Source organism: Asanoa sp. NPDC049573, from assembly GCF_040676615.1.
GTDB lineage: Bacteria > Actinomycetota > Actinomycetes > Mycobacteriales > Micromonosporaceae > Asanoa.
Map to the genome: position 1 here is coordinate 510,749 of NZ_JBFAPI010000003.1, position 24,676 is coordinate 535,424.

Consider the following 24,676-nt stretch of genomic DNA (forward strand, 5'->3'; position numbering starts at 1 on the left):
GGGATAGGCTTTTCCCGCCATGGATTCCCGCACCGGTTTGCCTGTCGTCGGCATGGTGGGCGCTGGCCAGCTGGCCCGCATGACCCACCAGGCCGCCATCGCCCTCGGCCAGTCGCTGCACGTGCTCGCGGCGCATCCCGACGACGGCGCGGCCATGGTCGCCGCCGAGGTACAGATCGGCGAGCACACCGACCTGACCGCGCTGCGCACCTTCGCCAAGGGCTGCGACGTGGTCACCTTCGACCACGAGCACGTCCCCGAGGCGCACATCCGCGCGCTGGCCGCCGAGGGCGTGAAGGTCTTCCCGTCCGCCGACGCGCTGGTCTTCGCGCAGGACAAGCGGCGCATGCGGGAACGCCTCACCGAGCTGGGCGCGCCGGTGCCGCGCTGGGAGCCGGTGACCTCGGCCGCCGACCTGGCCGCGTTCGGCGAGCGGGTCGGCTGGCCGCTGGTGCTCAAGGCGACCCGCGGCGGCTACGACGGGCGCGGCGTCTGGGTCGTCGACTCGCCCGAGGCGGCCGCGGAGGTGGTGGCCAGCGGCACCGAGTTGATCGGCGAGGAACTGGTCGACCTGCGCCGCGAGCTGGCGGTCCAGGTGGCGCGCTCGCCGTTCGGCCAGGTCGCGGTCTACCCGGTGGTCGAGACCGTGCAGCGCGACGGGATCAACGTCGAGGTGCTGGCTCCCGCGCCGCTGCTGCCCGAGGATTTCGCGGTCGAGGCGCAGAAGCTGGCGATCGACCTGGCGACCGCGCTCGACGTGGTCGGCCTGCTCGCCGTCGAGCTGTTCGAGACGCCCGGCGGCCTGGTCGTCAACGAGCTGGCCATGCGGCCGCACAACTCGGGTCACTGGACCATCGAGGGCGCCCGCACGCCGCAGTTCGAGCAGCACCTGCGGGCCGTCCTCGACTATCCGCTCGGCGACACGGCGCTGGCCGCGCCGGTCGTGGTGATGGCCAACGTGCTCGGCGGGCCGGCCGGCGGGATGTCGACCGACGAGCGCCTGCACCACCTGTTCGCCGAGGATCCCGGCGCGCGGGTGCATCTCTACGGCAAGCAGTCCCGGCCCGGCCGCAAGATCGGCCATGTGACGGTGCTGGGCGACGACCTGGTTTCGGCCCGCGCCCGGGCGGCGCGCGCGGCCTGGTGGCTCCGCGAAGGGACGCATCCGTGACGGCGGTCGGTCTGATCATGGGCAGCGACTCCGACTGGGCGACGATGCGCGCCGCGGCGGAGGTCCTCGACGAGTTCGGCGTCGGCTACGAGGTCGGCGTCGTCTCCGCACACCGCACACCCGACAAGATGATCGCGTACGCCCGGACCGCCGCCGACCGCGGCCTCCAGGTGATCATCGCCGGCGCCGGGGGCGCCGCCCACCTGCCCGGCATGGTCGCGTCGGCGACGCCGCTGCCGGTGATCGGCGTGCCGGTGCCGCTCAAATACCTCGACGGTATGGACTCGCTGCTCTCGATCGTGCAGATGCCGGCGGGCGTCCCGGTGGCCACGGTGTCGATCGGCGGTGCCCGCAACGCGGGACTGCTCGCGGTGCGCATCCTGGCCGCCGCCGACCCGGCGTTGCGGCACAAGATGATCGAGTTCCAGGCCGGGCTCGAGGTGCTGGTCGCGGAGAAGGAAGCCGCCCTCAGGGCGTCGCTGCGCCCGACGCCGTGATCCGGCTCCGGCTGGCCGCTGACCTGGACGGCTGCGTCGCGGCGCTGCGTGCGGTGCACGAGGCCGATTCGTACCCTCTCAACTGGCCTTCCGATCCTCGTTTGTGGCTGACGCCGGCGGGGCTGTCGCGAGCCTGGGTGGCCGAAGGGCCCGGCGGCGTGATCGACGGCCATGTCGCGGTCCGGCAGCCCGGCGAGTTGTGCCGGCTCTTCGTCGCGCCGGCCGCCCGCCGCAGGTCAGTGGGGCGCGCGCTGGTTTCCGCCGCGACCGCCTGGGCGACTGAGCGCCACGTGGGACTGACGCTCGACGTCGCCGACGAGCAGCGTTCCGCCGCCGTCGCCTTCTACGAGGCCACCGGCTGGCGGCACACGCACACCACCCAGGCCGAGTGGACGGCACCCGACGGGAGCCCGGTCGACCTGCGCCACTACGGCCGCTAGCGCATCCCGCGCAGGGTGCGGATGCGTTCCTGCGCCCGCCGCCGGTTCTCGTTGTTGGCGCCGAGGATCAGCAGGATGATGCCGATCGGGATCACGACGTAGTAGGGCCCGACCCGGGTGACCGTGAAGTGGATGGCCGAGATGCCGGTGACCACCGCGCCCACGATGACCGGCGCCTGCTGCTTGACCATCGCGCCGAAGATGAGGGTCGCGGCCGCGCCGACCAGCAGCAGCAGCTCGCGGGTGTCGGTGGTGTCGCTGGTGAGCACCAGCACCGTGGTCGGCAGGAACGCCGCGACCAGCGCCGGGCCGTAGGCCAGCCAACTGCCCAAAGACGGCCGCTGCCGGAGTTCGATCATGCCGGCCAGCAGCGCCACCGCCGCGAACGGCAGCGTGTAGGCCTCCAGCAGCCGCACGTTGACCAGGTGCATCAGCAGCCACCAGGCGGCCACCTCGCAGCCGAGGGCGGTGTAGAAGATGACCCGGCGGCGGGACGCGCGGCGGCCGGGCCGGCCGGCCGCGATGCCGAGCACCGCGCCCCAGGCGGCAAGCAGGCCGGCCAGGTGCGGCAGCGAGTCGAACGCCAGCGCGAACGCGATCAGGCCGGCCGCGTAGCCGCTCCACTCGACCGTGGTCGCCTCCTGCGCCGCCTCGGGACGGCGCAGCCGCGGCACCAGCGCCGCGCCGACCAGCAGCGCCGCGCCGACCGCGAGCACGCCGAAGGCCGACGTGGTGCGGGGCAGGCCGGCGACCAGGCCGAGGGTCAACACGAACGCCTGCGCCATGACCGCGGCGAACAGCCAGCCGAGGATGCGGGCCCGCTGCGTGCGCCCGTACAACGCGGCCACCGCACCGACGAGGACCGCGCTGCCGAGCGTCAGCAGCGTCATCGGCCGGGTCGCGAGGCTGCCCGACAACCCGGCGTTGCCGGCGGCCAGGCCGATCACGAAGGTCGCGATCCGGGCCGAGCGCAGCGACTGCGCCAACTCCGACTCCGGCGGCGGCGGGGTCAGGGCGAGGCCGATCATGGCCACCGCGAACACCGCCAGCGCCGCGCGGATGCTGTTGGGCCAGCCGAAGCCGAGCGAGACCGGCGTGATCAGGATGGTTACCGCGATGCCGGGCAGCACGACCGGGATCGCCCGCAGCGGGCGGCCGCGGGAGAACGCCAGCGCCGCGAGGCCGGCCGCGCTGGTCAGCAGCAGCGCGGAGAGCACATTGGACGGCTCGACCGCGTCGGGCGGCGGCGAGAGCAGCGCCTCCGGGGGGCCGGCCCAGATGTGGTTGACCACCTGCAGCGGCGCGAACAGCGACTCGACCAGGGCGGGGCCCAGGGCATAAAGGGCGAACAGCGTCCCGGGTACGGCGACCAGCAGCGCGCCCATCGCCGGCTCGACCGACCAGCGTCGGCCCGACAGCCCCGGGCTCCGGCGCCACGGTGCCCCGCCGAACGCGCTCCACCGGCGGACCCGTTCGGCCTCGCCGCCCGGCGAGACGGTCGCCCGGAGCAACTCGGCGAGGATGCCCAGCATGGCGGCCGCGGCCGCGTACACCCCGGGTGAGACACCGGTGGCCAGCGCGGTGCCGGCGGTGATCGTCGCACCGCCGGCCAGCCCGACGGTGGCATAGGGCAGGAAGGGCGCCATCCGGGTACGCGCCAGCGCGAGCAGCGCCATCCCCAGGCTGGAGCCGGCCAGGGCGGCGCTCAGCACCACGGCGGCCGAACTCCCCGCCGACGCGGCGAAGCCGGCCAGCGCGCCGGGCAGCGCGAGCAGCGCGCCACCGAGGGCGAGCCCGCCGATGGTGCTCAGGTGCGGCGGCGCGGCCACGTCGGCCAGCGTCTCGGCCGGGGCGGTCACCCGGGTCGTGCGCGGCCGGGTCATCGTGGCGGTCGCCGTGCCACTGCCGCCGGTGGGCGCACCCAGGTCGTCGTCGCGGCCGGGCGCGGGTGCCGGCCGCTCGGCCCCGGTGCGCGGGAAGAGCGGCGTGCGCCAGCCCGCGGTCGCCGGCCCGCCGTCGGGGCCGGCCACGACCGTCGAGGCGAGGGTCGCGACCACGGCGCCGATCAGCACGATGATGCCGAGCGCGGCCGCGGTGGTCCACGGCCGGACCACACTCGCGCCCACCGCGTGCAGGGCGACGGCGGCCGCCACCCAGATCCGGGCCAGGCCGGCGCGGGGGTCGGCGGCCATCACCGCCGCGACGCCGTAGATGGTGGCCACCGCGCCGCCGACGACGATCGGCGAGTACCAGGGGAGGCCGAGGGCGGCCGGCGCGCCGATCGTGGCCAGGCCGACGAACACCCCGGCCACGTCGTAGGACCAGGGCCGGGGCAGCACGATGGCGGCCGCGCCGGCGAGCAGCACGAGCGCCACCGGCGCCTGCCACGAGGCGCCGCCTCCGGTGCTGCCCGGCCAGCGGGTCAGGTCGGCGTCCCAGAGGGCGCCCGGGGTCGCGAGGATCCGCAGGCCGCCGGCGAGCGACTGGTAACCGGCGATCGCCGCGATCACGCCACCGCCGACCGCGATGCCCAGCGCCGGGCCGCGCCGCCAGTCTTCCGGCAGGGCGCGCACACCGATCGCGACGACCAGGATCAGCGCGGCCACGGTGGCGATCTCGCCGCCCGGTGCCAGGATCGCCGCGATCCGGGCCAGCGCGCCGATCAGGGCGGTGGTCGCCGCCGCCGACGCGTAGTCGGCACCGTCGAGCATCCGGTCGGCCCGGCGGCCGTGGTCGATCGACGGCGCCAGGAACAGCAGCACGGCGGCGACCAGCATGAGTGCGCCGACCAGCTTGTCGGCGACGGCCGCCTCGGGCGCGGCGAACGCGGCGGCCGCGACGCCCATCGTGCCGAGCACCGTGCCCACGGTCAGCGGGACGCTGAGGTGGCGCTCGGCGACCCGGTTGAGCGCCGCGAAGCTGAGCGTGGCGCAGACCGCGAGGAACGCGGTGGCGAGGATCGGCACCGTGGCCGTGTCGCCCGGCACGGTCGCGGCGACGAAGCTGGCCACCGCGCCGGGGAACGCGAACGCGGCACCGCCGGCCGCCCACTCGCCGACCGGCTCGGCGCCGGCGTTGGCGCGCAGCGTGGTGGTGCGGGCGGCGGAGGCGATGAGCGCGCCACTGGCGGCGATCAGGAACAGCACCGCGGCGCTGAGCGACGGCCGGGCGGCCGAGGCGCCGGCGGCGGCCAGGCCGACCAGGGCGGCGCCGACCGCGTGGGCGATGCCGGCCCGCGGCGTGCGGGCCCACAACCCCGCGACGCCGATGGCGATCGCGGCGACGGCGGCCGGCCACGGCGCGGCCGCCCAGCCCAGGTGGAACGAGGCCGGCGCGGCCAGCGCGGTCAGCGCGGCGCCGGCGACCGCGAGTTCGCGGCGGATCTCGCGCGGCGCGGCCAGCACCGCCCCGATGGTCAGCAGGGCGGCGGCGACCGCGAGTTGCCACTGCGCGGTGCCGATGGACGCGGCCAGCCGGGCCTCGTAGCCGGCGAGGTCGGCCCGCCACATCGGCAGCGCGGCGTCGATCGGCGCGATGGCGGCGCGCAGCGTGTTGCCGGCGATCACCATGCCGATCACCAGCAGCGCGGCCGTGGAGGCGAGCTGCGGCCCCCGCCGGGAGTCGTCGGGCAGCGCCCGGACCGCCAGCCCGATCAGCGCGATGATCGCGGCGACCACGACCAGCGCGTGCCCGGGCAGCGCGACCGAGGCGACCCGGCCGGCGGCACCGATGATGGCCAGCGTCATGATCCCGCCGGCGACGTCGGGCAGCGGCCGGCGGCGCAGCGAGAGCGACCCGATCAGCCCGACGGCGGCGGCCACGACCAGGGCGAGGCCCGCGACGGTGGCGGTCGGCACGGTACGCGCGTCGACCAGCCCGGCCACGGCGTAGATGAGCGCGGCACCGATGGCGATGCCGAACAGCACCCAGGACATCTCCCGCAGCCATCGCGCGGTGATCGAGGTCTGCGGCGGCGGGCCGGACACGGGCGCGTCGGCCGGCCCGGAGTCGAGCAGCACCTCGGCTTCCTCGGCGGCGGCCTCCGGCCGCGCGCCCGGGGCGGGCTCGCCGTCGCCCCGCTGGTGCGGCGGGATCGGCGTCGAGATGATCCGGGCGACCTTCGGTCCGCCACCGCCGGCCGGCACCGCGCCCGAGCGGGAGCCGACGCCGAAGCCGGTCTCGTCGCCGCTCTCACCTGCCGCCGCGTCGGCGGCCCGGGTCTGTGTCGCAGGCCCGTCGTCTGCCATGCCGCCGGTCGCCGCCGCGGCGCCCGACCCGGCCGCGCCTGCGCCTCCCGGGCCTGCGGGGCCGCCGGCCGCCGACGCGCCGGAGTTCGCCTGGCCGCCCGAGCCTGCCGCGCCGCCGGTCCCCGCGGTGCCTCCCGGGCCTGCCGCGCCGCCGGTCCCCGCGGCGCCGCCCGGGCCTGCCGGGCCGCGGGTCGCCGCCGCGCCGGTCGCGTCCGTGCCGCCCGAGCCGGCTGCGCCGCCGGTCTTCGCGGCGGGTGCGCCCGTGCCCCCCGACTCCGTTGCGCTGCCCGGCGAGGCCCCCTTGCCGAACCTACGGGGCCATTGGAAGGCTCCCGGCCGGCCGGTCGCCGGCGCGTCGTCGACCGGTGGCGTAACCAGGCGACCGGACCAGGCCGGCGGGACCAGCGCCCCGAAGGCCGCGTACTGCCGGGCCAGCCAGACGTCGAGGGCGGCCACCGCCGCGAGCGAGAAGGCCCATCCGGTGGGCCCGGTGATCCAGCCGTGGGTGAGCATCGGGATCACCGGCTGGAGCGCAAGCACGGTGGCGTAGCGGGGCACGCTGAGCCCGGTGGCACCGGCGTAGACCGCGGCGATCGCGGCGGTCGCCGCGAACACGATGCCGGCGAACACCTCGCCCGGGACCGGTCCGTTCCGCACGTCGGGGATCAGGTAGAACGCGTACCCGATGATGGGGACGAACATCAGGCCGACCGCGGAGATGGTCTCGGCCGTCGAGCTCAACCGGCGGGCGCCGATGAACGGTGCGACGCCGAGCATCAGCCCGGCGGCGCCGATCAGGATCGCCAGGCGGCTGATCGCGCCGCCGGTGACGCCCGCGAAGACGACGGCCGCGGCACCGAGCAGCAGGGCGCCGAGGCCGAGGTAGACGTTTTGGATCTCGCGGGTCGACGCCTCGGGGCGCAGCCCGTCGTCATCGTCGAGATCCATCACCCGGGGTGGCGGGGGCGGCTCGGCCGGCGGGGCACCGCCGGGCTGTTGCCGCGGTATCCGCGTGCCGCGCGGACCGGCGGTGGGCGGCACGCCGGCGCCGGCCGTGGGCGGCCGGCGGAACACCCGGCGGCGCAGCACCCGGCGTGGCTTGCCGATCTGCTGCTTGAGCCGCTCCTGGTTGGCCGCGTTGAGGATGTCGCGCTGGAACTGCGCGGCCTGCATACGCTGTGCGAGCAGCCGCTGCTCGCGGGCGACCTGGATGTCCTGCTTGCGGATCTCGGCGATCTCGCGCTCGATGCGGGCCACCTCGTCGGCCCATCTGCCCTGCTCAGCGTTGCAGTAAGGGCAGCGGGGAGCGGGGTCGATCTCCCGGCCGCAGGAGGGACACGGATACCTTTCCATCGCACCTCTCCGCGGCAGGACAGTGACGCCTATACCGAAGCATGCCCATAGCGGACGTCGATTGAACAGTCCCTTTGGGCGTGTCCGGACGCGACACCCGAAATCGGTGACGTCCCTCCAATGTGAAAGGGCGCCCCCGGGTAACGGAACCCCGAGAGCGCCCTTCGGCGAAAAAGACCCTTACGGGCGACCCATCCCGCGGTAGACCCAGCCAGCCTGCGTCCACAGTGTGGCGTCGAGGCAGTTGCGGCCGTCGATGACCTTCTTGCCGGCGACCAGCTCGCCCAGGGCGACCGGGTCGGCGTTGCGGAAGTCGGCCCACTCGGTCAGCACGCAGACCAGGTCGGCGTCGCGGACCGCGTCGTTGAGGCTCGGCTCGTAGGTCAGGTCCGGCGAAGCCTTCTTCGCGTTGTCCATGCCCTCCGGGTCGTAGACCCGCACGTCGGCGCCGGCCTTGAGGAGCAACCCGGCGACGGCCAGCGACGGCGCGTCGCGGATGTCGTCGGAGTTGGGCTTGAAGGTCGCGCCGAGCACCGCGATCTTGGCGCCGGACAGGTCGGGGCCGGCCGGGCCGGAGCGGCGGCCGAGCAGGTCGGCGGCCAGCGTCAGTACCCGGGTGCGGCGGCGCAGGTTGATCAGGTCGACCTCGTGCAGGAAGCGCAGCGCCTCGCCGGCGCCCAGCTCCTGGGCCCGGGCCTGGAAGGCGCGGATGTCCTTGGGCAGGCAGCCGCCGCCGAAGCCGACGCCGGCCTGGAGGAAGCGGTTGCCGATCCGCGGGTCGTAGCCGATCGCCCGGGCGAGCTGGGTGACGTCGCCGCCGGCGACCTCGCAGACCTCGGCCATCGCGTTGATGAACGAGATCTTGGTGGCCAGGAACGCGTTGGCCGCGACCTTGACCAGCTCGGCGGTGGCGAAGTCGGTGATCACCAGCGGGACCTCGCGGTCCTCGGTGGCGGCGAGGTCGAAGACGCCCTTGTGCGCGGCGTACAGCAGGCCATTGGCCCAATCGCTCTTGACACCCACGACGATGCGGTTGGGCCGCAGCACGTCTTCGACGGCGAAGCCCTCCTGGAGGAACTCGGGGCTCCAGGCCACCTCGACGCCCAGCTCCGGTGCGACGTGCTTGCCGACCAGCTGCTCGATCCACTCGGCGGTGCCGACCGGCACGGTCGACTTGCCGACGATCAGCGCCTTGCGGCTCAGGTGCTGGGCCAGGCCGACCACCGAGGTCTCGACGTAGGTCAGGTCGGCGCCCATGCCGTCGGCCCGCTGCGGTGTGCCGACGCAGATGAAGTGGACGTCGCCGAAGTCGGCGGCTTCCTTGTAGTCGGTCGAGAAGCGCAGGCGACCCGCCGCGATATTGCGGCGCAGCAACTCGTCGAGGCCGGGCTCGTGGAACGGGACCACGCCGGCGGACAGGCCGGCGATCTTCGCCTCGTCGACGTCGAAACCGAGCACCTCGTAGCCGAGTTCCGCGTAGCAGATGGCGTACGTCGCACCCAGGTAACCGGTGCCGAGGAAGGTCAGCCGCGGGCGGGCGGCTCCGGACGGGGGCGTCACCGCCGCGATCGCCGGCATGGGCTGGGTGTTCGGGTACGGGATCGTCACGCCTTGGTTCTCCGCTCACGCTCGGCGGCGCCGCTGTGCGCCACGTCGTTGTCGGGGCTGGTCGCGCCAGCGCGGCGCGTCAGTTAGGACATCTGTTCTTGTCGCCCGCCGGAACGGGCTCGCCTGCATGCGCAGGCGAGGATAGTGCGTGAGCCTACCCACCGTGCATCCGAGCCAAGGTTACCGGCCGGTATTCTCGATGCTGGGCCGGATAGTCACATGCCCGACGCACGCTACCGGTGGCGCTCACCGCCGGCCAAGGGGAGGGCCGCAATCATGACAGACGGTTCGTTCGATGTTTACCAGATACCCGAAGAACACGGCATCATCCGCGCCGCCGTACGCGAAGTGTGCGATGCCAAGGTCGCGCCCAACGCGGCCGACGCTGACGAAACGGGCGAGTTTCCCAAAGCGTCCTACGAAGCGTTGCGTGCCGCCGACTTCCACGCTCCGCACATCCCCGTCGAATACGGCGGTGCCGGCGCCGACGCCCTCGCCACCGCGATCGTCATCGAGGAAGTGGCCCGCGCCTGCGCGGCCTCGTCGCTGATCCCCGCGGTCAACAAGCTGGGCACGATGCCGTTGCTGCTGGCCGGTTCCGACGCGGTCAAGGCCGAGTTCCTGCCGCCGGTGGCCCGCGGCGAGGCGATGTTCTCCTACTGCCTGTCCGAGCCCGAGGCGGGCAGCGACGCCGCGTCGATGACGACCCGGGCCGAACGCACCGCGACCGGTTGGGTGCTCAACGGCGTGAAGCGCTGGATCACCAACGCCGGCGTGTCGGAGTTCTACACGGTCTTCGCGGTCACCGACCCGACCGCGCGCTCCCGCGGCATCTCCGCCTTCGTGGTGTCCAAGTCGGATGCCGGCGTCTCGTTCGGCGCCCCGGAGAAGAAACTCGGCATCAAGGGCTCACCGACTCGCGAAGTTTATTTCGACAATGTGCATATTCCTGATTCGCGCCTCATCGGCGAACCGGGCACCGGGTTCGCCACCGCGATGCGCACCCTCGATCACACCCGGGTCACCATCGCCGCGCAGGCCGTCGGCATCGCGCAGGGTGCTCTCGACTACGCCCTCGGTTACGTCAAGGAGCGGCACCAGTTCGGCCAGCCGATCGCCGACTTCCAGGGCGTCCAGTTCATGCTCGCCGACATGGGCATGAAGCTGACCGCGGCCCGCGAGATCACCTACGCCGCGGCCGGCCGGTCCGAGCGCGGCGACGCCGACCTGACCTACTTCGGCGCCGCCGCCAAGTGCTTCGCCTCCGACACCGCCATGGCGATCACCACGGACGCGGTCCAACTCCTCGGCGGCTACGGCTACACCCGCGACTATCCGCTGGAGCGGATGATGCGCGACGCCAAAATCACCCAGATCTACGAGGGTACGAACCAGGTGCAGCGGATCGTCCTCGCGCGCCAGTTGCTCAAGGGCGTCATCTAGCCGCCGCCCGGCAGGGCTACAGCCGGCGGGTCGCGTCGGGGTCGGTCGGCGGGGTGGTCGGCGTCGAGTGCCCCGGCGGCGGGTAGGCCGCCGGCGGTGGCGGGGTGGCGTGCAGCCGCCTGGTCGCGTCGTCGTTCTCCTCGACCGCGTCGTCGTCGCGGCCACGCAGCACGGTGGTCTCCTCGTCGCCGGTCGTCAGCCGGGTCGTCTCGTCGCCGGTCGCGGGAGGCTTCGGCGGCATCTCGAACCGGGTCGTCTCGTCGGATGGCGCGGTGGCCGGTGCCGGCGGCGGGGGCGTCGGCGCGGGTGCGATCCGGGTCGTCTCGTCGGACGGCGCGAGGGCGGGCGCCGGCGGCGGGGGCGTTGGCGCGGATGTGATCCGGGTCGTCGCGTCGCTGGCGTCGGCCGCCTCGGTCGGGTCTGGTTGGCGCGGCACGTGCGGGGTGAACTGCGGCGGCGGCGGGGGCGGCGTGCCCGCCGCCGACGGCGTCCGCACCGACCCCTGATTGCGCGGCGGTGGCGCGGGTGGACCGGCCGGGCTCATTCCGGGCGGACCAGGCGTCGGGCCGGTAGGGCCGGGTGGCGGGCCGGTAGGGCCGGGTGGCGGTCCGGGAGGGCCTGACGGCGGGCCGGGGGTGCCTGGCGGCGGGCCGGGGGTGCCTGGCGGCGGGCCAGAGGTGCCTGGCGGCGGGCCAGGGGTGCCTGGCGGCGGTCCAGGCTGCCCCATTTGCGGCGCCTGCGGGGGCCCGGGATGCGCGAGCGGCGGACCTGCCTGCGCGGGGCCGGCTGGCCCGGGCGGCGCGGATACCGGCCCTGGCGCCGCGGATACTGGCCCCGGGCCGCCGGACGTCGGCGCCACCGGCGAGCCGACGCCCTGCCCGTAAAGCCCGGGCGGCGCGAAGGGATTGGCGGGTGACGCCGGCGCCGCGCCGACCCCGGGCGACGTCGGATAGGCGGAGTGCGCCGGCTGATAGGCCGGCGGCCAACCGACACCGGTGCCCGGATGGACCGCCGGCTGCGGCACCGGCACCGGATAGCGCCGCCACCGCCGCGGGCTGGTCACGGTCAGCAACATCAGGACGCCGACCACCGGACCGATGCCGAGGGCCGGGTTGACCAGCCCGGCCGGCCGCTCGAAGAAGTCGACCCGGAGCAGGTCGGCGACCAGCCCCTTGTCGAGCGCCACCCAGGCGCTGAAGGCGAGGAAGGCCAGACCGGCGACCGCCGGACCGACCGGCGACAGCCGGGTCAGCACGAGCAGGGTGAGCAGCACGCCGGCGGCGGCCATCGCCGCGAACCCGCCGATCAGTCGCAGGTCGACGTCACCGGCGGCGACCGCGACCTCGCTCGACCCGTAGCCGGCCAGCACCCAGATCGCAGGTGCGAGGACGAGCGACAGGACCAGTGATCCGAGATGACGCATCGGGCCTCCCTACGGGGTAGGTGATGCGCACCGTACCCCGGGAGGGTTCCGAACTCAGTCGCCTATTCGGCCGTACCGTCTGGCCGGTAGGGAGCAGGTGGTGACGCCCACGGCGACGATCCCGCGGTCGGCGCGTCACCGGGTCGGGTGGCACCGAACGACGCCGGCGGGTCGGCCGGCGGGTAGGCCAGCGTCGGCGGTCGCGAGTCGGGGTCGGCCGGCAGCCCGGTGAACAGGTCCGGGTCGGTGTCGTCCAATCCGGACCGACCCGAGCCGCCGGCGAAGGCGGCCGCCACCGGCCAGCGCCGCCAGCGCTGCAGGCTGAACGCCGCCATCGCGAGCAACAGGCCGAGGAAGAACAGCGTGCCGTTGTCGAGCGGCAGTCGCAGCGGCAGCGGGTCGCCGAACAGCCGCCAGCCGCCCGGCACCGCCGAGCGCACCCGCAGCGGCGCCACGAACATGCCGACGTAGGGCGCCATCAGCAGCAGCCCCGCGACCAGCGGGCCCAGTGGCGACCAGCGCAGGGTGGCGAGCACGCCGAGCGCGACGCCGGCGGCGCCGAGGTAGACCGCGGGCTCGATGAGCCGGGCCGTGTTGAACGTGGACGTATCCGCCCACGTGGTGATCGTCGAGGTCGATCCGTCCTGGCCGAGCGCGAGCAGGATCCAGACCAGCGGTGCGGCGACGATGCCGGCGAGCAGGCTCCAGAGATGACGCACGCGAGCACGGTACCGGAGCCTGTCGCTGACCGTGAATGTGTGCGCGGCACCCACATGCCCGCACCCCCGGATGGGGGAGGATGGCCGGATGAGCAACGAGGTTTTGTGGGCGCCACCCTCAGACGTGCGCGAGACCAGCCGGATCGGTCACTACCTGCGCTGGCTCGAGCGCGAGCGGGGTCTGGCCTTCGCCGACTACGAGGCGCTGCGGCAGTGGTCGGTCCAGGACCTGCCCGCGTTCTGGGGTTCGGTCTGGGACTACTTCGAGGTGGTCAGCCACACCCCACCGACCGCCACGCTCACCGACCGTAAGATGCCCGGCACCCGCTGGTTCCCCGGCGCCACGCTCAACTACGCCGAGAACGTGCTGCGGATGCCCGGTCGTTCCGGCGACGACCCCGCGGTGATCGCGCACGGCCAGACCCGCGCGCCACAGACGCTGACCAAAGATCAACTTCGGGATGCCGTACACCGCTGCGCCGCGGGCCTGCGCCGGCTCGGTGTGCGGCGGGGTGACCGGGTCGCGGCGTACGCGCCGAACATCCCGGAGACCTACGTGCTGATGCTGGCCACCGCCAGCCTGGGCGCGATCTTCTCGTCGTGCGCACCTGAGTTCGGCACCCGCAGCGTCACCGACCGCTGGCAGCAGATCGAGCCCAAGGTGCTGGTCGCCGTCGACGGCTACCGCTACGGCGACAAGCCGGTCGACCGCCGGGCCGAGGTCAAGGCGATCCGCGACGCGCTTCCGTCGGTCGAGCACCTGGTGCTGATCGACTACCTGGAGCCGGGCACCGAGTCGGGCTGGGCCGATCTCACCGCGCCCACCGACGAGCCGCTGACCTTCGCGGCGCTGCCGTTCGACCACCCGCTCTACGTGCTCTACTCCTCGGGCACGACCGGGCTGCCCAAGCCGATCGTGCACGGGCACGGCGGCATCCTGCTCGAACATCTCAAGATGCTGGCGCTGCATCACGACCTCGGCCCGGCCGACCGGTTCTTCTGGTTCACCACGACCGGCTGGATGATGTGGAACTTCCTCGTCTCGGGCCCGGCCGTCGGCGCGACGATCGTGCTGTTCGACGGCAACCCGGCGGCGCCGAGCCTCGACACCCTGTGGGCGCTGGCCGAAGACACCCGAATGACGTATTTCGGTACGTCCGCGCCGTTCCTGCTCGCTTGTCGCAAGGCCGAGGTGGTGCCGCGGGCCGATCACGACCTGAGCGCCCTGCGCGGGCTCGGCTCGACCGGTGCACCGCTGCCACCCGAGGGCTTCGCCTGGGTGTACGCGGCCGTCAGCGACACCCTGCAACTCCAGTCGCTGTCCGGGGGCACCGACGTGTGCACCGGCTTCGTCGGCGGCGTCCCGCTGCTCCCGGTGCGCTCCGGTGAGATCGCTTGCCGGGCGCTCGGCGCGGCCGTGGAGGCCTACGGCCCGGACGGCACCCCGGTGCTCGACCAACTGGGCGAACTGGTGATCACCGAGCCGATGCCGAGCATGCCGGTCGGCTTCTGGAACGACACCGACGGCAGCCGCTACCGCGAGGCCTACTTCGACGTCTACCCGGGCGTCTGGCGGCATGGCGACTGGATCACCATCAACGACCACGGCGGCTGCGTGATCACCGGGCGCTCCGACGCGACGCTCAACCGCGGCGGCGTACGCCTGGGCACGTCGGAGTTCTATTCGGTCGTCGAGGGGCTGCCGGAGATCGCCGACTCGCTGGTCGTACACCTGGAAGATGCCGAAGGCGGCGCCGGTGAGCTGCTGCTCTTCGTGGTCACCACCGACGGCCGCGATCTCGACGGCAACCTGACGGCCAAGATCGCCAAGGAGCTGCGCACCGCACTGTCGCCGCGGCACGTGCCGGATTCGGTCTACCGCGTTCCGGGCGTGCCGCGCACGCTCAGCGGCAAGAAGCTCGAGGTGCCCGTCAAGAAGATCCTGACCGGCTCGCGGGTCGACGACGCGGCCGCCAAGGGCGCGCTGGCCAACCCGGAGACGTTGGCGGCGTTCGAGAAGCTGGCCCGCGAGGGGGTCAGCTGAGGTCGCGGGTGACCTGCTCGCTCTCGATCCGGCCGGCCAGTTTGGCCCGGTCCAGGTTGCCGCACAGCACGATGCTGGCCCCGGCGGCCAACGGTGCGAGCAGCCATTCCCGCGGGTCGGGCCGGGTGGAAGCGTCGATCAGCACCCGGTCGCCCGGCTTGAGATCGAAGGGGTCGGCCGCGGTCCAGTCCGCGCTGCCACGGGGGTAGGCGCCGTAGACGTCGCCGAACGCCCGGACCGCGATCACGTAGTCCTGCCAGCCGGCCGGCACGTCACGCAGTGGAAGCGCGAGCGGGGCCAGCCCGAGCGCGTAGCGGTCGCCGGCCGGCCAGGCTTCCGCTTCGCCGACCCGGTCGGCGGCGGCGAACAGCACGTCGACCGGCCCCGGGGCGGTGGCCACCTCGACACCGGCGGTCCAGCAGCCGAGCAGCACGGCCGCGCTCTGCCAGTGTGGTGGTAGCAGCACGCCGGCCCGGTCGCCCTCACCCAGGCCGGAGCCGTCGACGAGCAGGTTGGCGGTCTTTTCGACCCAGTTGTCGAGAGTGGTGCCGGACAGCTCGGTGCGGTCGCCGGACGCGTCGTCGTACCAGGTCAAAAGCGGTCTTGTCGGATCTCGCCGGACAGCGGCGGCAAACATCCTGGCGATCTCGCCCCCGCCGGGCACCGTATTTTCCTCGGGCATCAAACGCACCTTACCCACTAGCCATCGATCGTTTGCCGTGTCGTGACGGTGTCACCGGCTCCGGCCCGTCGCTGGCCCAGCGTAGGCTTGCGCCATAGTGGCCTGGCACACACCGCACCCTTGAGGAGCCCGCACCGTGACTTCCGGTCCGCCCCGCGTACTCGTCGACGCCACCAGCGTGCCCGCCGACCGCGGCGGAGTAGGCCGCTACGTCGACGGACTGCTAGGAGCGCTCGGCAAGGTCATCGGCTCCGAGGTCGAGTTGGCCGTCGTGGGCCTGCGGACGGATGCGGAGCGTTACACCCGGATGCTGCCGGCGGCCGAGGTGGTCGCCGCGCCGGCCGCGGTCGCGCACCGGCCCGCCCGCCTCGCCTGGGAGCAGACCGGGCTGCCGCTGCTGGCCCAGCAGGTCGGGGCCGACGTGTTGCACTCGCCGTTCTACACCTGCCCATTGCGGGCCGGCTGCCCGGTCACGGTGACCGTCCACGACGCCACCTTCTTCACCGAGCCCGAACACTACGACAAGTCGCGCCGCACGTTCTTCCGCAGCGCGATCAAGACCTCGCTGCGCCGCGCCCATCGGGTGATCGTGCCGAGCAAGGCCACCCGCGACGAGCTGATCAGGCTGCTCGACGCCGACCCGACCCGGCTCGACGTGGCCTACCACGGTGTCGACCCGACCGCCTTCCACCCGCCGACGCCCGACGAGAAGGCCCGGGTGGCGGCCCGGCTCGGCCTGGCCGGCACCAACTACGTCGCGTTCCTCGGCGCCAAGGAGCCCCGCAAAAACGTGCCGAGCCTGATCCGCGGCTGGGTCAAGGCGGTGCACGACCGGCCCAACCCGCCCGCGCTGGTGATCGCCGGCGGCCAGGGGCACGACGACGACATCGACCGCGCGGTCGCCGACGTGCCGGGCCACCTGCGGCTGCTGCGCCCGGGTTACCTGCGCTACGCCGACCTGCCCGGTTTCCTGGGCGGCGCGCTGGTCGCCGCCTACCCGTCCTTCGGCGAGGGCTTCGGCCTGCCGATCCTCGAGGCGATGGCGTGCGCCGTGCCGGTGCTCACCACGCCGCGGCTGTCGCTGCCCGAGGTGGGTGGCGACGCGGTCGCCTACACCAGCGAAGACCCCGACCAGATCGCGCTCGACCTCGGCGCCCTCCTCGACGACGAACCCCGCCGCGACGCGCTGGCCAAGGCCGGCTTCGACCGCGCGAAGGAGTTCACCTGGGAGTCCAGCGCCGAGGTGCACATCGCGGCCTGGCAGCGGGCCCGGGCATGACCGACGCCGCACCCGACGTCCGGCATGATGTCGCGATGCACGCCGTCATCCTGGCCGGCGGCAGCGGCACCCGACTGTGGCCGCTGTCCCGCCTACACCAGCCGAAGTTCCTCCACCCGCTGTCCGGCAGCCCGTTGTCGCTGCTCCAGGCGACGGTCGAGCGGGTCGCGCCGCTGGCCGGCCCCGAGCACACGATGGTGGTGACCGGCGCCGCCCACGCGGCCGGCGTGGCCCGCCAGTTGACCGCGTTGCCCGAGGAAAACATCCTGGTCGAGCCCTCGGCCCGCGACTCGTGCGCCGCGATCGGCCTGGCGGCGGCGCTGATCGCCCGGCACGACCCCTCCGCGATCATGGGCGCTTTCGCGGCCGACCACCTGATCACCAACCCGGCCGGCTTCGTCTCGGTGGTGCGTTCCGCGGTGGCCGGTGCTCAGCAGGGCCTGTTGATGACCATCGGGATCACGCCGACCCGGCCGGAGACCGGCTACGGCTACCTGCGCTGTGGTGAAGCGGTCGGCCCCGGTCCGGTCCGGATGGTCGAGGCCTTCGCCGAGAAGCCGGCCTACGAGCTGGCCAAGCAATACCTCGAGGCCGGCGACTACCTATGGAACGCCGGCATGTTCGTGTGGCGGGTCGACGCGTTCCTCGCCGAGCTCGAACGCCAGCAGCCGTCGCTGCACGAGGGCCTGTGCCGGGTCGCGGCCGCCTGGGACTCGCCCACGCGCGACGAGGTCCTGACCGTCACCTGGCCGACCCTGACCAAGATCTCCGTCGACTACGCGGTGATGGAGGGCGCGGCCGCAGTCGGCCGGGTCGGCACGGTTCCCGGCGACTTCGGCTGGACCGACGTCGGCGACTTCCAGACGCTCGGCGACGTGCTCCCCGGCGACTCGCGCGGCAACGTGGTGCTCGGCGGCAACGACGACCACCCCGGCGAGAAGCCCGGCGTGCTGCTCCGCGACACCGACCGCCTGGTCGTGGTGCCCCATTCGGGCCGCCTGGTGGCCGCGCTCGGCGTCGGCGACCTGGTGATCGTCGACACGCCCGACGTCGTGCTGGTCTGCTCCCGCGAACGCTCCCAAGAGGTCAAACAGCTGGTAGAGGACCTCAAGGCGCGCGGCGACGAAGGCTTCTGCTGAGTAGTTCGCCTTTCCTAGTCTGGAACCCATGACCGCACCGCTGCGCCACGTGGAGCTGACCGTCGCCGGCAACGAGGCGAGCGACCTGCTGCCCGTCCTCTCGCCCGACCTGCTGGCGGCACACGGCGCCCGGCGTGGGTTGTGGACGGTGCTCGACGAGGGCCCGGTCGAGGCCTGCGTGGCGCTGCTCGTGCAGGCCGACGACGGCAGTTGGGCGGCGCACCACCAGGGCTTCGACGCGGCCCACGAGGCCGGACGCACCGAAGACGGCGAGGCGCTCGCACACCGCGACGGCTGGGTCTACGTGATCGGCTCCCACTTCGGGTCGAAGGCCGGCCCGCTGCGGCCGAAGCGGGCGTTCTTCGCCCGTTTCCGCGAGGCCGACGCCGCACACGGTGTCGTGCGCCTCGACGTGGTGCGCAACCAGTTCCGCCTGCACCGGGCGATCAACGACGCGCTGGCGGCGGCCGACATCTCGCCGTTGCCGCCGGGTGAGCGGGTGCATTCGCGTTTCATCGCGGAGACGCGGACGCGGGGCACGGCCAACGCCAAGAGCTGGGCCTCGCGCCTCGTCGCGGGCGATCTGCCGCTGAACGTGGAGGCGGCCGCGTTCACGCCGTCGGGAACGTTGCTGCTCGGCCTGCGTTTTCCGGTGACCACGGCCGGCGAGCCCATCATGGTGGAGATCGCCGGGGTCGAGGGGATGTTCGACGCCGACCCGCGTACGTGGCCGTCCGTCGTCCGTGCCTACGCCCTGACCGGTGTCACCCCGCCCGGCACGCTCACCGGCTTCCGCGCGCTGACCGCGACCCCGTCGGGTTTCGAGGCGGTGGTCGGCTCGATCGACGCGCTCGGCAAGGGCTCGGTGCTGCTCGACGACCACCCGACCGGTGGCGATGTCACCTGCACCCACGTGCGGTTCGCGCTCGGCGAGCACACCGCGGTGGTCGGCGAGGTGGTCGACGACCTGGCGCCGTTCCACAACGTCGAGGGCCTGGCGGTCGTCGACGGCGCGCGCGTCTACGTCACCGACGAAGACCACCGCATCGCGCTCTGGCACGACTAGTCGAGCATCGCCCGCCCGAGCGGGGTCAGGGTGTGCAGCATGGTGCTGCCGTCGCGGCGGCTGACCAGCAGGTTGGCGTCGCGCAACACGGCGGTGTGCTGGCTCGCGGCGGCGGGCGAGATGTCGAGCCGGCGGGCGATCTCGCTGGTCGAGGCGCCGTCGCCGACGACTTCCAGCACGCGGGCCCGGGTCCGCCCGAGCAGGGCGGCGAGCGCCCGCTGGCGGCCGGGCTCGGGCGGTTGGTCGAGCCCGCCGAGCCGCTCGACCGGGTAGACCAGCACCGGCGGAAGATCAGGATCGACCAGCGTCACCGGTGTACGCGCGCAGAAGAACGACGGCACCAGCAACAGCCCGCGTCCGTCGAGGTGCAGTTCCCGGCTCACCGGGTAGTGCCGCACTTCGAGCACCTGCCCGTCCCACCGCATGGCCGGCCGCAGGCTGGCCAACAGCCCGTCGGCTCCGTCGGCGAGCATGGCCCGGGCCCGCAGCCCCCGGTCGGCCTCGACCGCGTTCTCGATCCGGTTCCAATAGGGAGCGATCGCCAACGACCGGTAGGTCTCCATCGAGTCGGTGAGATGCCGCAGGGCGGCGGTGTCTCCGCGGGCCAGCCCCGAGACCCCCGGTGGCAGCCTGTTCCCCGCGGCGAGAATCGTCAGGTCGCGCCGCAACTGCCGGGCCGGCGTCGAGCGGATGGCGTCCAGGGCGGCCGGAAGCCCCGCGCGGCTGGCGAAGGGCGTGAGGAAGTCGGGAAAGTAGCCCTGCGGCGGGTTGAGCGCGAGGAGCAACCGCACGTCCTGCTCGGGATGCCGCAGCAGGGTCGCGACGTCGCGGCGCCAGCCGGCGAGCAGCGGATCCCGATCCCGCCGCCGGGCCCGGAAGAAATGCACGCTCAGAATCAGTTCCCACACCGGATCCGCCCCCGGCGCGACCCGCGTGCGCGCGACATCGTCACGGGAGAAGTAGATCCGCAGCACGGTGTCGTGGACTCCGGTGGCTGATGTCGCGGGCGGGAAGCTTCAGCGTACCGCCTGACCTCGATGTTTCAGCCTGGCCTGAATCTCCTCGCGCTCGACGCGCGCTTTCGCCATGCTCGTGTTAGCGCCCACATCGCCGGGGCGGCATTGCCGTCCGGCCGGCCACCAACGAGGGCCCGCGACCGCCAGGTCGTGGAGGTGGCGGCCGGAATACCTTTTGCGACGACCTCCCTCCCCAGGTCGCCGCTCCGGGCACCACCCGCCGCGACGCGGGGGCACGGCGGGTGGTGCCGGTCCCATTCCAGGGTCGGCGTTTGGACAGGTTGATCCGGGACGGGATCGCCGGTTGGATGCCCGCTCGCCGCAAGCGCCGGTGGCCGGGCCTCTCGATGCTCTCGTCGTTGCGCACCGCGGCATGACCTGCCTGCTCTTACTAGATCGCTCCCGGCCGCACTGACGTCGCCTCGCGCGCGATGCGGTCTCTCAGCGATTCACGCCGTTGCGCACCCGAACTCGACGACCGTTGCGGCGACGACGGTTGCGCGTGGCCGAACTGCTCAGCGCCCGCCGACGCTGGCCACCTCATCGCCGCTACGCACCCGGCGCGCCGGCCACCCGACGCCGCCGACCATGTCGTCGCCGCAACGCCCCGCCGGGCCGCTCCGATTGTCGCCGACCACGTCGCCGCAACGCCCCGCCGGGCCGCCCCGATTGTCGCCGACCACGTCGCCGCAACGCCCCGCCCGGCCGCCCCGATTGTCGCCGACCACGTCGCCGCAACGCCCCGCCCGGCCGCCCCGATTGTCGCCGACCACGTCGCCGCAACGCCCTGGCCACGTCACCACCGCAACGAACCCCGCCAGGCCGCCCCGATTGCCGCGGCCACGCGACCGCGTGTCCCGCGTCTGGCTGCGGCCTGCGGGCCGTACGTGCCGGGTCGCGGCTATACGAGGTTGCCCGTGTTGGCCATTCTCGGCACCTGTTGATCAGATTGTCCGTCGGCTGCGCGCCTGTGAGGTGGGTACATCGGGCCGCAGCGTCGGGCGTCGCCAGAGGTCCAGATAGCGCCTCAATCAGGTGGCGGGACGTGTTGCTGGGCGGGGCCTAGGAACTCTCGTCCATCAGGACCCGCCGATGCGCAAAAGATCGGGGGCAGCGGTCCGGCTGGCGCCGGGACCGCTGCCCCCGATCGGTGGTGCGGGTGGCCGTCAGTGCATGTCGGGCCGGGTGGGTTCGTCGTCGGCCGAGGACGGCGGCGGAGCTGAGCCGGCGCTCGGCTGCTGGCTGGCCGGGTTGATCACCTGGGTCCGGTCGCCGTCGCTCGTGGGGATCGGTGCCGTGGGCGGGTCGGCGATCGGTGCGGCCGGGGTGGCGGCCGGCGGGGCGGTGATCGTCTGGGTGGCCTGCGGCGACTGCGCGCCTTCCGGACCCGGGACCGGCGGCCAGGTGGCCGGCTCGGTCGACGGCGCGGACGCCGTCGGGGTGGAGCCGCCCGGCGGCGGGTAGGCCCCGGGCTGCCCCGAAGCGCCGGTGGCACCCGGTGCGGTCTGGGTGCCCGGGCCGCCGAAGGTCGGCGGTGCGGGCGGCGTCGAACCCGGGTAGGCCGGCGGCGGCGGGTAGCCGGGCTGGCCGTGGGCGGCAGGCGTGCCGTACCCAGGCTGGCCCTGGCCCTGGCCCATCGGGCCGGGACCGGCCGGCGGGTAGCCGCCGGGCGCGCCCGGAGTGCCATAGACGCCGGGCTGGGCCTTCGGCCTCGGCACGTAGTAGAGCGTCCGCCAGATCTTGTAGATCAGGAAGCTCGCGGCGGCGAAGATGCCCGCGTAGGCGATGCGGACCAGCAGCCCGGTGAAGGCGGCGCGGACCTCGCCGTCGACCAGCGACCCGAACAGCCAGGCCAGCAGGGCGATCACGCCGAAGACCGCGGAGACCGCGTATTCGACCAGGGCGACCTGGGTCACCAGCTTGGCCCTGGGCACCGCCGGCTTGAGGTGTGTGGCCAACAGCACAGCGAGCAGTGGCAGGACGATCGCCTCGATGCCCGCGAAGTCGAAGAAGCTTCCGCCGGCCCGGCTGGAGAACCCGACATTCGCTGAATAGGGCACTAGCAGGTCTATCAGGCCCACGAAGAGCAGTACGGCGTTGGCGCCGACGAGGACCAGCGCGATCAACTCGCGCCAAGGCTTGGTGATCTGATTGGCCGAGGTCTGTTCGTTTGGCCCGGCCTCGGGTTGGGTGGTCACGGCTCCCCCTGGGGCGATGACGGAAGATGGCTTTCGTGAGCGTAGTCGCCCGAGCGTCGCAAAGCCGGCAGTGTAGGTAAGGATTGCGATATGCACATCGTCGTTTTGGCTGGAGGTATCGGCGGGGCGCGGTTTTTGACCGGCGTCCGGGCCTATGCCCGCGACATCGGCGCCGAGGTCACCGCTGTGGTCAACGTCGGCGATGACGTGACCATGCACGGCCTGCGGATTTGTCCCGATCTCGACAGCGTCATGTATACCCTGAGTGGCGCCGCGGACCCAGAACGCGGTTGGGGCCGGGTCGGTGAGACCTGGGCGGTGAAGGCCGAGCTGGCCGCGTACGCCGCCGAGCCGACCTGGTTCGGTTTGGGCGACAAAGACATCGCCACGCACCTGGTGCGCAGCCAGATGCTCAACGCCGGCTACCCGCTCTCGGCCGTGACCGAGGCACTGTGTCAACGCTGGCAACCTGGTGTGCGTTTGCTGCCAGCCACCGACGACCGGGTCGAAACGCACGTCGTGGTCGATCTCGACGGCGAAAAGGCGATCCACTTCCAGGAATGGTGGGTACGCCACCGAGGCGACGTGCCCACCCGCCGCTTCGTCTTCGTCGGCGCAGAGACCGCCAAGCCGGCCGCGGGCGTGCTGGAAGCGCTCGCCACCGCCGACGTGGTGCTGGTCGCACCGAGCAACCCGGTCGTCAGCATCGGCCCGATCCTCGGCGTGCCCGGCCTGCGCGACGCGCTCGCCGGCGGGACCGCACCCGTGATCGGCGTGTCGCCGATCATCGGCGGCAGCCCGGTGCGCGGCATGGCCGACAAATGCCTCGCCGTGCTGGGCGTCCCGTGCACCGCGGCCGCGGTCGGCGGCCTCTACGGCGCCCGGGGTGCCAACGGCATCCTCGACGGCTGGCTGGTCGACAGCACCGACGCGGGCGCCGAGGTGCCCGGTGTGACGGTCAAGGCCGTTCCACTCTGGATGACCGACGAGCAGGCGACGGCCGAGATGGTCCGCGCGGCGGTCGACCTGGCATGACCACCACCGCCGCTGGTTCTGGGAACGTTGCCGGGCTCGGGATGGTTGCCGGGTCTGGGATCGTTGCGGGTGTCGGGATGAGCGCTGTCGATCAGACGGCGGCTGGCGGGGGAGTGGGCATGCGGCTCGAGGTGTTGCCGGTCGAGGGCATCGGCGACGTGCGACCCGGCGACGACCTGGCGGCGGCGATCACCGCCGCCGCGCCGTGGTTGCGCGCCGGTGACGTGCTGGTCGTCACCAGCAAGATCGTGTCGAAGGCGGAAGGCAGCCTGGTCGACGTGCCCGTCGACGGCGACGAGCGCACCGTGGCCCGCGAGGAGGTGCTCCGCGCGGAGACCGCCCGCCCGGTGGCCCGCCGCGGTCAGACCCGCATCGTGCAGACCCACCACGGCTTCGTGATGGCCTCCGCGGGCATCGACGCGTCCAACGTCGATCGCGCTCACCTGGTGCTCCTTCCCAAGGATCCGGACGCCTCCGCCCGCGCCCTGCGCGCCACGCTGCGCGAACGGCACGGCCTCGACGTCGCCGTAGTGATCTCCGACACGATGGGCCGCCCATGGCGCAACGGCCTGACCGACGTAGCCCTCGGCGCCGCCGGCGTGCCGGCCATCCGCGACCACCGCGGCGAGGTCGACCCCTACGGCAACGAGCTCTCCATCACCCAGATGGCGGTGATCGACGAGCTGGCCGCCGCCGGCGAACTGGTCAAGGGCAAATGCGCCCAGGTGCCGGTAGCCGTCGTCCGCGGCTACCTCGACGCACCCCTTCCGGCCGCCGACGGCGACGGCGCGGCCGTGCTGGTCCGCGGCGCCGACCAGGACCTCTTCTCGCTAGGCACCGCCGAGGCCCGCGCCGAGGGCCTCCGCGCCGCAGCCCGGCTCGCGGACGACGGCCAGCCGCCGTTCGTGCAACTCGACGAGACGGACCTGGCCAAGTCTGTCCGCCGTGCATTGACCACCATCGCCGGCAGCGCTCGGACAACCTTCGAGGTCGCCGCCGAACCAGGCCAGCCGAACGCCGCCGAACCAGGCCAGCCGAACGCCGCTGAACCCGGCCAGCCGAGCGCCGACGAACCAGGCCACCCCGACGGCGCTGAACCGGGCCAGCCGAACGCCGCTGAACCCGGCCAGCCGAACGCCGCCGGACCCGGCCAGCCCGACGGCGCTGAACCGGGCCAGCCGAACGCCGCCGAACCAGGCCAGCCGAACGCCGCCGGACCCGGCCAGTCGAACGCCGCCGAACCAGGCCAGCCGAACGCCGCCGAACCAGGCCAGCCGAACGCCGTCGGACTCGGGCAGACCGCCGACCGCTACCGG

The 24,676-nt window shown here is 73.4% G+C and carries 17 protein-coding genes and 1 pseudogene; 10 read left to right on the forward strand and 8 right to left on the reverse strand.

Features of this window, described 5'->3' with window-relative positions:
* The first annotated feature begins 19 nt into the window (after positions 1–19).
* From AB0J74_RS09430 to AB0J74_RS09440, 3 genes are read left to right on the forward strand one after another with little or no spacing between them, the layout of a single operon-like run.
* Complete coding sequence (locus AB0J74_RS09430) at positions 20–1,171, forward strand: 5-(carboxyamino)imidazole ribonucleotide synthase (RefSeq protein ID WP_363446366.1); 1,152 nt, start codon at positions 20–22, stop codon at positions 1,169–1,171.
* Positions 1,168–1,668 (forward strand): 5-(carboxyamino)imidazole ribonucleotide mutase, encoded by a 501-nt coding sequence (gene purE, locus AB0J74_RS09435; protein WP_363446368.1) that lies wholly within the window; start codon positions 1,168–1,170, stop codon positions 1,666–1,668. Before AB0J74_RS09430 ends, purE begins: the two co-directional genes overlap by 4 nt.
* Complete coding sequence (locus tag AB0J74_RS09440) at positions 1,665–2,108, forward strand: GNAT family N-acetyltransferase (protein WP_363446370.1); 444 nt, start codon at positions 1,665–1,667, stop codon at positions 2,106–2,108. Before purE ends, AB0J74_RS09440 begins: the two co-directional genes overlap by 4 nt.
* Here the strand turns inward: AB0J74_RS09440 and AB0J74_RS09445 are convergent.
* Together AB0J74_RS09445 and AB0J74_RS09450 are read right to left on the reverse strand one after the other, a co-directional pair.
* Positions 2,105–7,708 carry a permease gene (locus AB0J74_RS09445; protein ID WP_363446372.1) on the reverse strand — a complete coding sequence of 1,868 codons (5,604 nt, stop codon included), beginning with the start codon at positions 7,706–7,708 and terminating at the stop codon, positions 2,105–2,107. The two genes, AB0J74_RS09440 and AB0J74_RS09445, sit on opposite strands and share 4 nt — an antisense overlap.
* Before the next feature lie 180 nt (positions 7,709–7,888).
* Positions 7,889–9,316: a UDP-glucose/GDP-mannose dehydrogenase family protein gene (locus tag AB0J74_RS09450; RefSeq protein ID WP_363446374.1), complete on the reverse strand. Its 1,428-nt coding sequence runs from the start codon at positions 9,314–9,316 to the stop codon at positions 7,889–7,891.
* Between the two features lie 273 nt (positions 9,317–9,589).
* Between AB0J74_RS09450 and AB0J74_RS09455 the strand changes: the two genes are divergently transcribed.
* Positions 9,590–10,759, forward strand: a complete 1,170-nt coding sequence (locus AB0J74_RS09455) for an acyl-CoA dehydrogenase family protein (RefSeq protein WP_363446610.1) — start codon at positions 9,590–9,592, stop codon at positions 10,757–10,759.
* A 16-nt stretch (positions 10,760–10,775) separates the two neighbouring features.
* On the opposite strand, the gene AB0J74_RS09460 is transcribed toward AB0J74_RS09455, so the two are convergent.
* The gene (locus AB0J74_RS09460; protein WP_363446375.1) at positions 10,776–12,182 is read right to left on the reverse strand and encodes a hypothetical protein; all 1,407 of its coding nucleotides are present in this window, start codon (positions 12,180–12,182) and stop codon (positions 10,776–10,778) included.
* 62 nt (positions 12,183–12,244) lie between these two features.
* Positions 12,245–12,901, reverse strand: a complete 657-nt coding sequence (locus AB0J74_RS09465; RefSeq protein WP_363446377.1) for a hypothetical protein — start codon at positions 12,899–12,901, stop codon at positions 12,245–12,247.
* Between the two features lie 88 nt (positions 12,902–12,989).
* Between AB0J74_RS09465 and AB0J74_RS09470 the strand changes: the two genes are divergently transcribed.
* Entirely contained in the window at positions 12,990–14,945 is a 1,956-nt protein-coding gene (locus AB0J74_RS09470) for an acetoacetate--CoA ligase (RefSeq protein WP_363446379.1), read from the forward strand.
* Here the strand turns inward: AB0J74_RS09470 and AB0J74_RS09475 are convergent.
* Positions 14,938–15,627, reverse strand: coding sequence for a TIGR03089 family protein (locus AB0J74_RS09475; RefSeq protein ID WP_363446381.1), 690 nt, complete (start codon positions 15,625–15,627; stop codon positions 14,938–14,940). The two genes, AB0J74_RS09470 and AB0J74_RS09475, sit on opposite strands and share 8 nt — an antisense overlap.
* A 136-nt stretch (positions 15,628–15,763) precedes the next feature.
* Here AB0J74_RS09475 and AB0J74_RS09480 point away from each other — a divergent pair, with 136 nt between their 5' ends.
* From AB0J74_RS09480 to AB0J74_RS09490, 3 genes are read left to right on the forward strand one after another with little or no spacing between them, the layout of a single operon-like run.
* Positions 15,764–16,906 (forward strand): glycosyltransferase family 1 protein, encoded by a 1,143-nt coding sequence (locus AB0J74_RS09480; protein WP_363446383.1) that lies wholly within the window; start codon positions 15,764–15,766, stop codon positions 16,904–16,906.
* Positions 16,903–18,045 carry a sugar phosphate nucleotidyltransferase gene (locus AB0J74_RS09485; protein WP_363446385.1) on the forward strand — a complete coding sequence of 381 codons (1,143 nt, stop codon included), beginning with the start codon at positions 16,903–16,905 and terminating at the stop codon, positions 18,043–18,045. Before AB0J74_RS09480 ends, AB0J74_RS09485 begins: the two co-directional genes overlap by 4 nt.
* Before the next feature lie 28 nt (positions 18,046–18,073).
* A complete protein-coding gene (locus AB0J74_RS09490) occupies positions 18,074–19,111 on the forward strand; it encodes a hypothetical protein (protein WP_363446387.1) in 1,038 nt (345 codons plus the stop codon).
* Here AB0J74_RS09490 and AB0J74_RS09495 read toward each other — a convergent pair.
* The 3 genes from AB0J74_RS09495 to AB0J74_RS09505 form a co-directional block, all read right to left on the reverse strand.
* Positions 19,108–20,085, reverse strand: coding sequence for a helix-turn-helix domain-containing protein (locus tag AB0J74_RS09495; protein WP_363446388.1), 978 nt, complete (start codon positions 20,083–20,085; stop codon positions 19,108–19,110). The genes AB0J74_RS09490 and AB0J74_RS09495 overlap by 4 nt on opposite strands.
* A gap of 557 nt (positions 20,086–20,642) precedes the next feature.
* Positions 20,643–20,930: a hypothetical protein gene (locus tag AB0J74_RS09500; RefSeq protein ID WP_363446390.1), complete on the reverse strand. Its 288-nt coding sequence runs from the start codon at positions 20,928–20,930 to the stop codon at positions 20,643–20,645.
* 363 nt (positions 20,931–21,293) lie between these two features.
* The gene (locus AB0J74_RS09505) at positions 21,294–22,325 is read right to left on the reverse strand and encodes a hypothetical protein (protein WP_363446392.1); all 1,032 of its coding nucleotides are present in this window, start codon (positions 22,323–22,325) and stop codon (positions 21,294–21,296) included.
* Between the two features lie 90 nt (positions 22,326–22,415).
* Here AB0J74_RS09505 and cofD point away from each other — a divergent pair, with 90 nt between their 5' ends.
* Together cofD and AB0J74_RS09515 are read left to right on the forward strand one after the other, a co-directional pair.
* Positions 22,416–23,360, forward strand: a complete 945-nt coding sequence (cofD, locus tag AB0J74_RS09510) for a 2-phospho-L-lactate transferase (protein WP_363446394.1) — start codon at positions 22,416–22,418, stop codon at positions 23,358–23,360.
* A 119-nt stretch (positions 23,361–23,479) separates the two neighbouring features.
* Positions 23,480–24,247 (forward strand): annotated as a pseudogene (locus AB0J74_RS09515) (coenzyme F420-0:L-glutamate ligase); the annotation flags it as partial.
* Positions 24,248–24,676 lie beyond the last annotated feature (429 nt).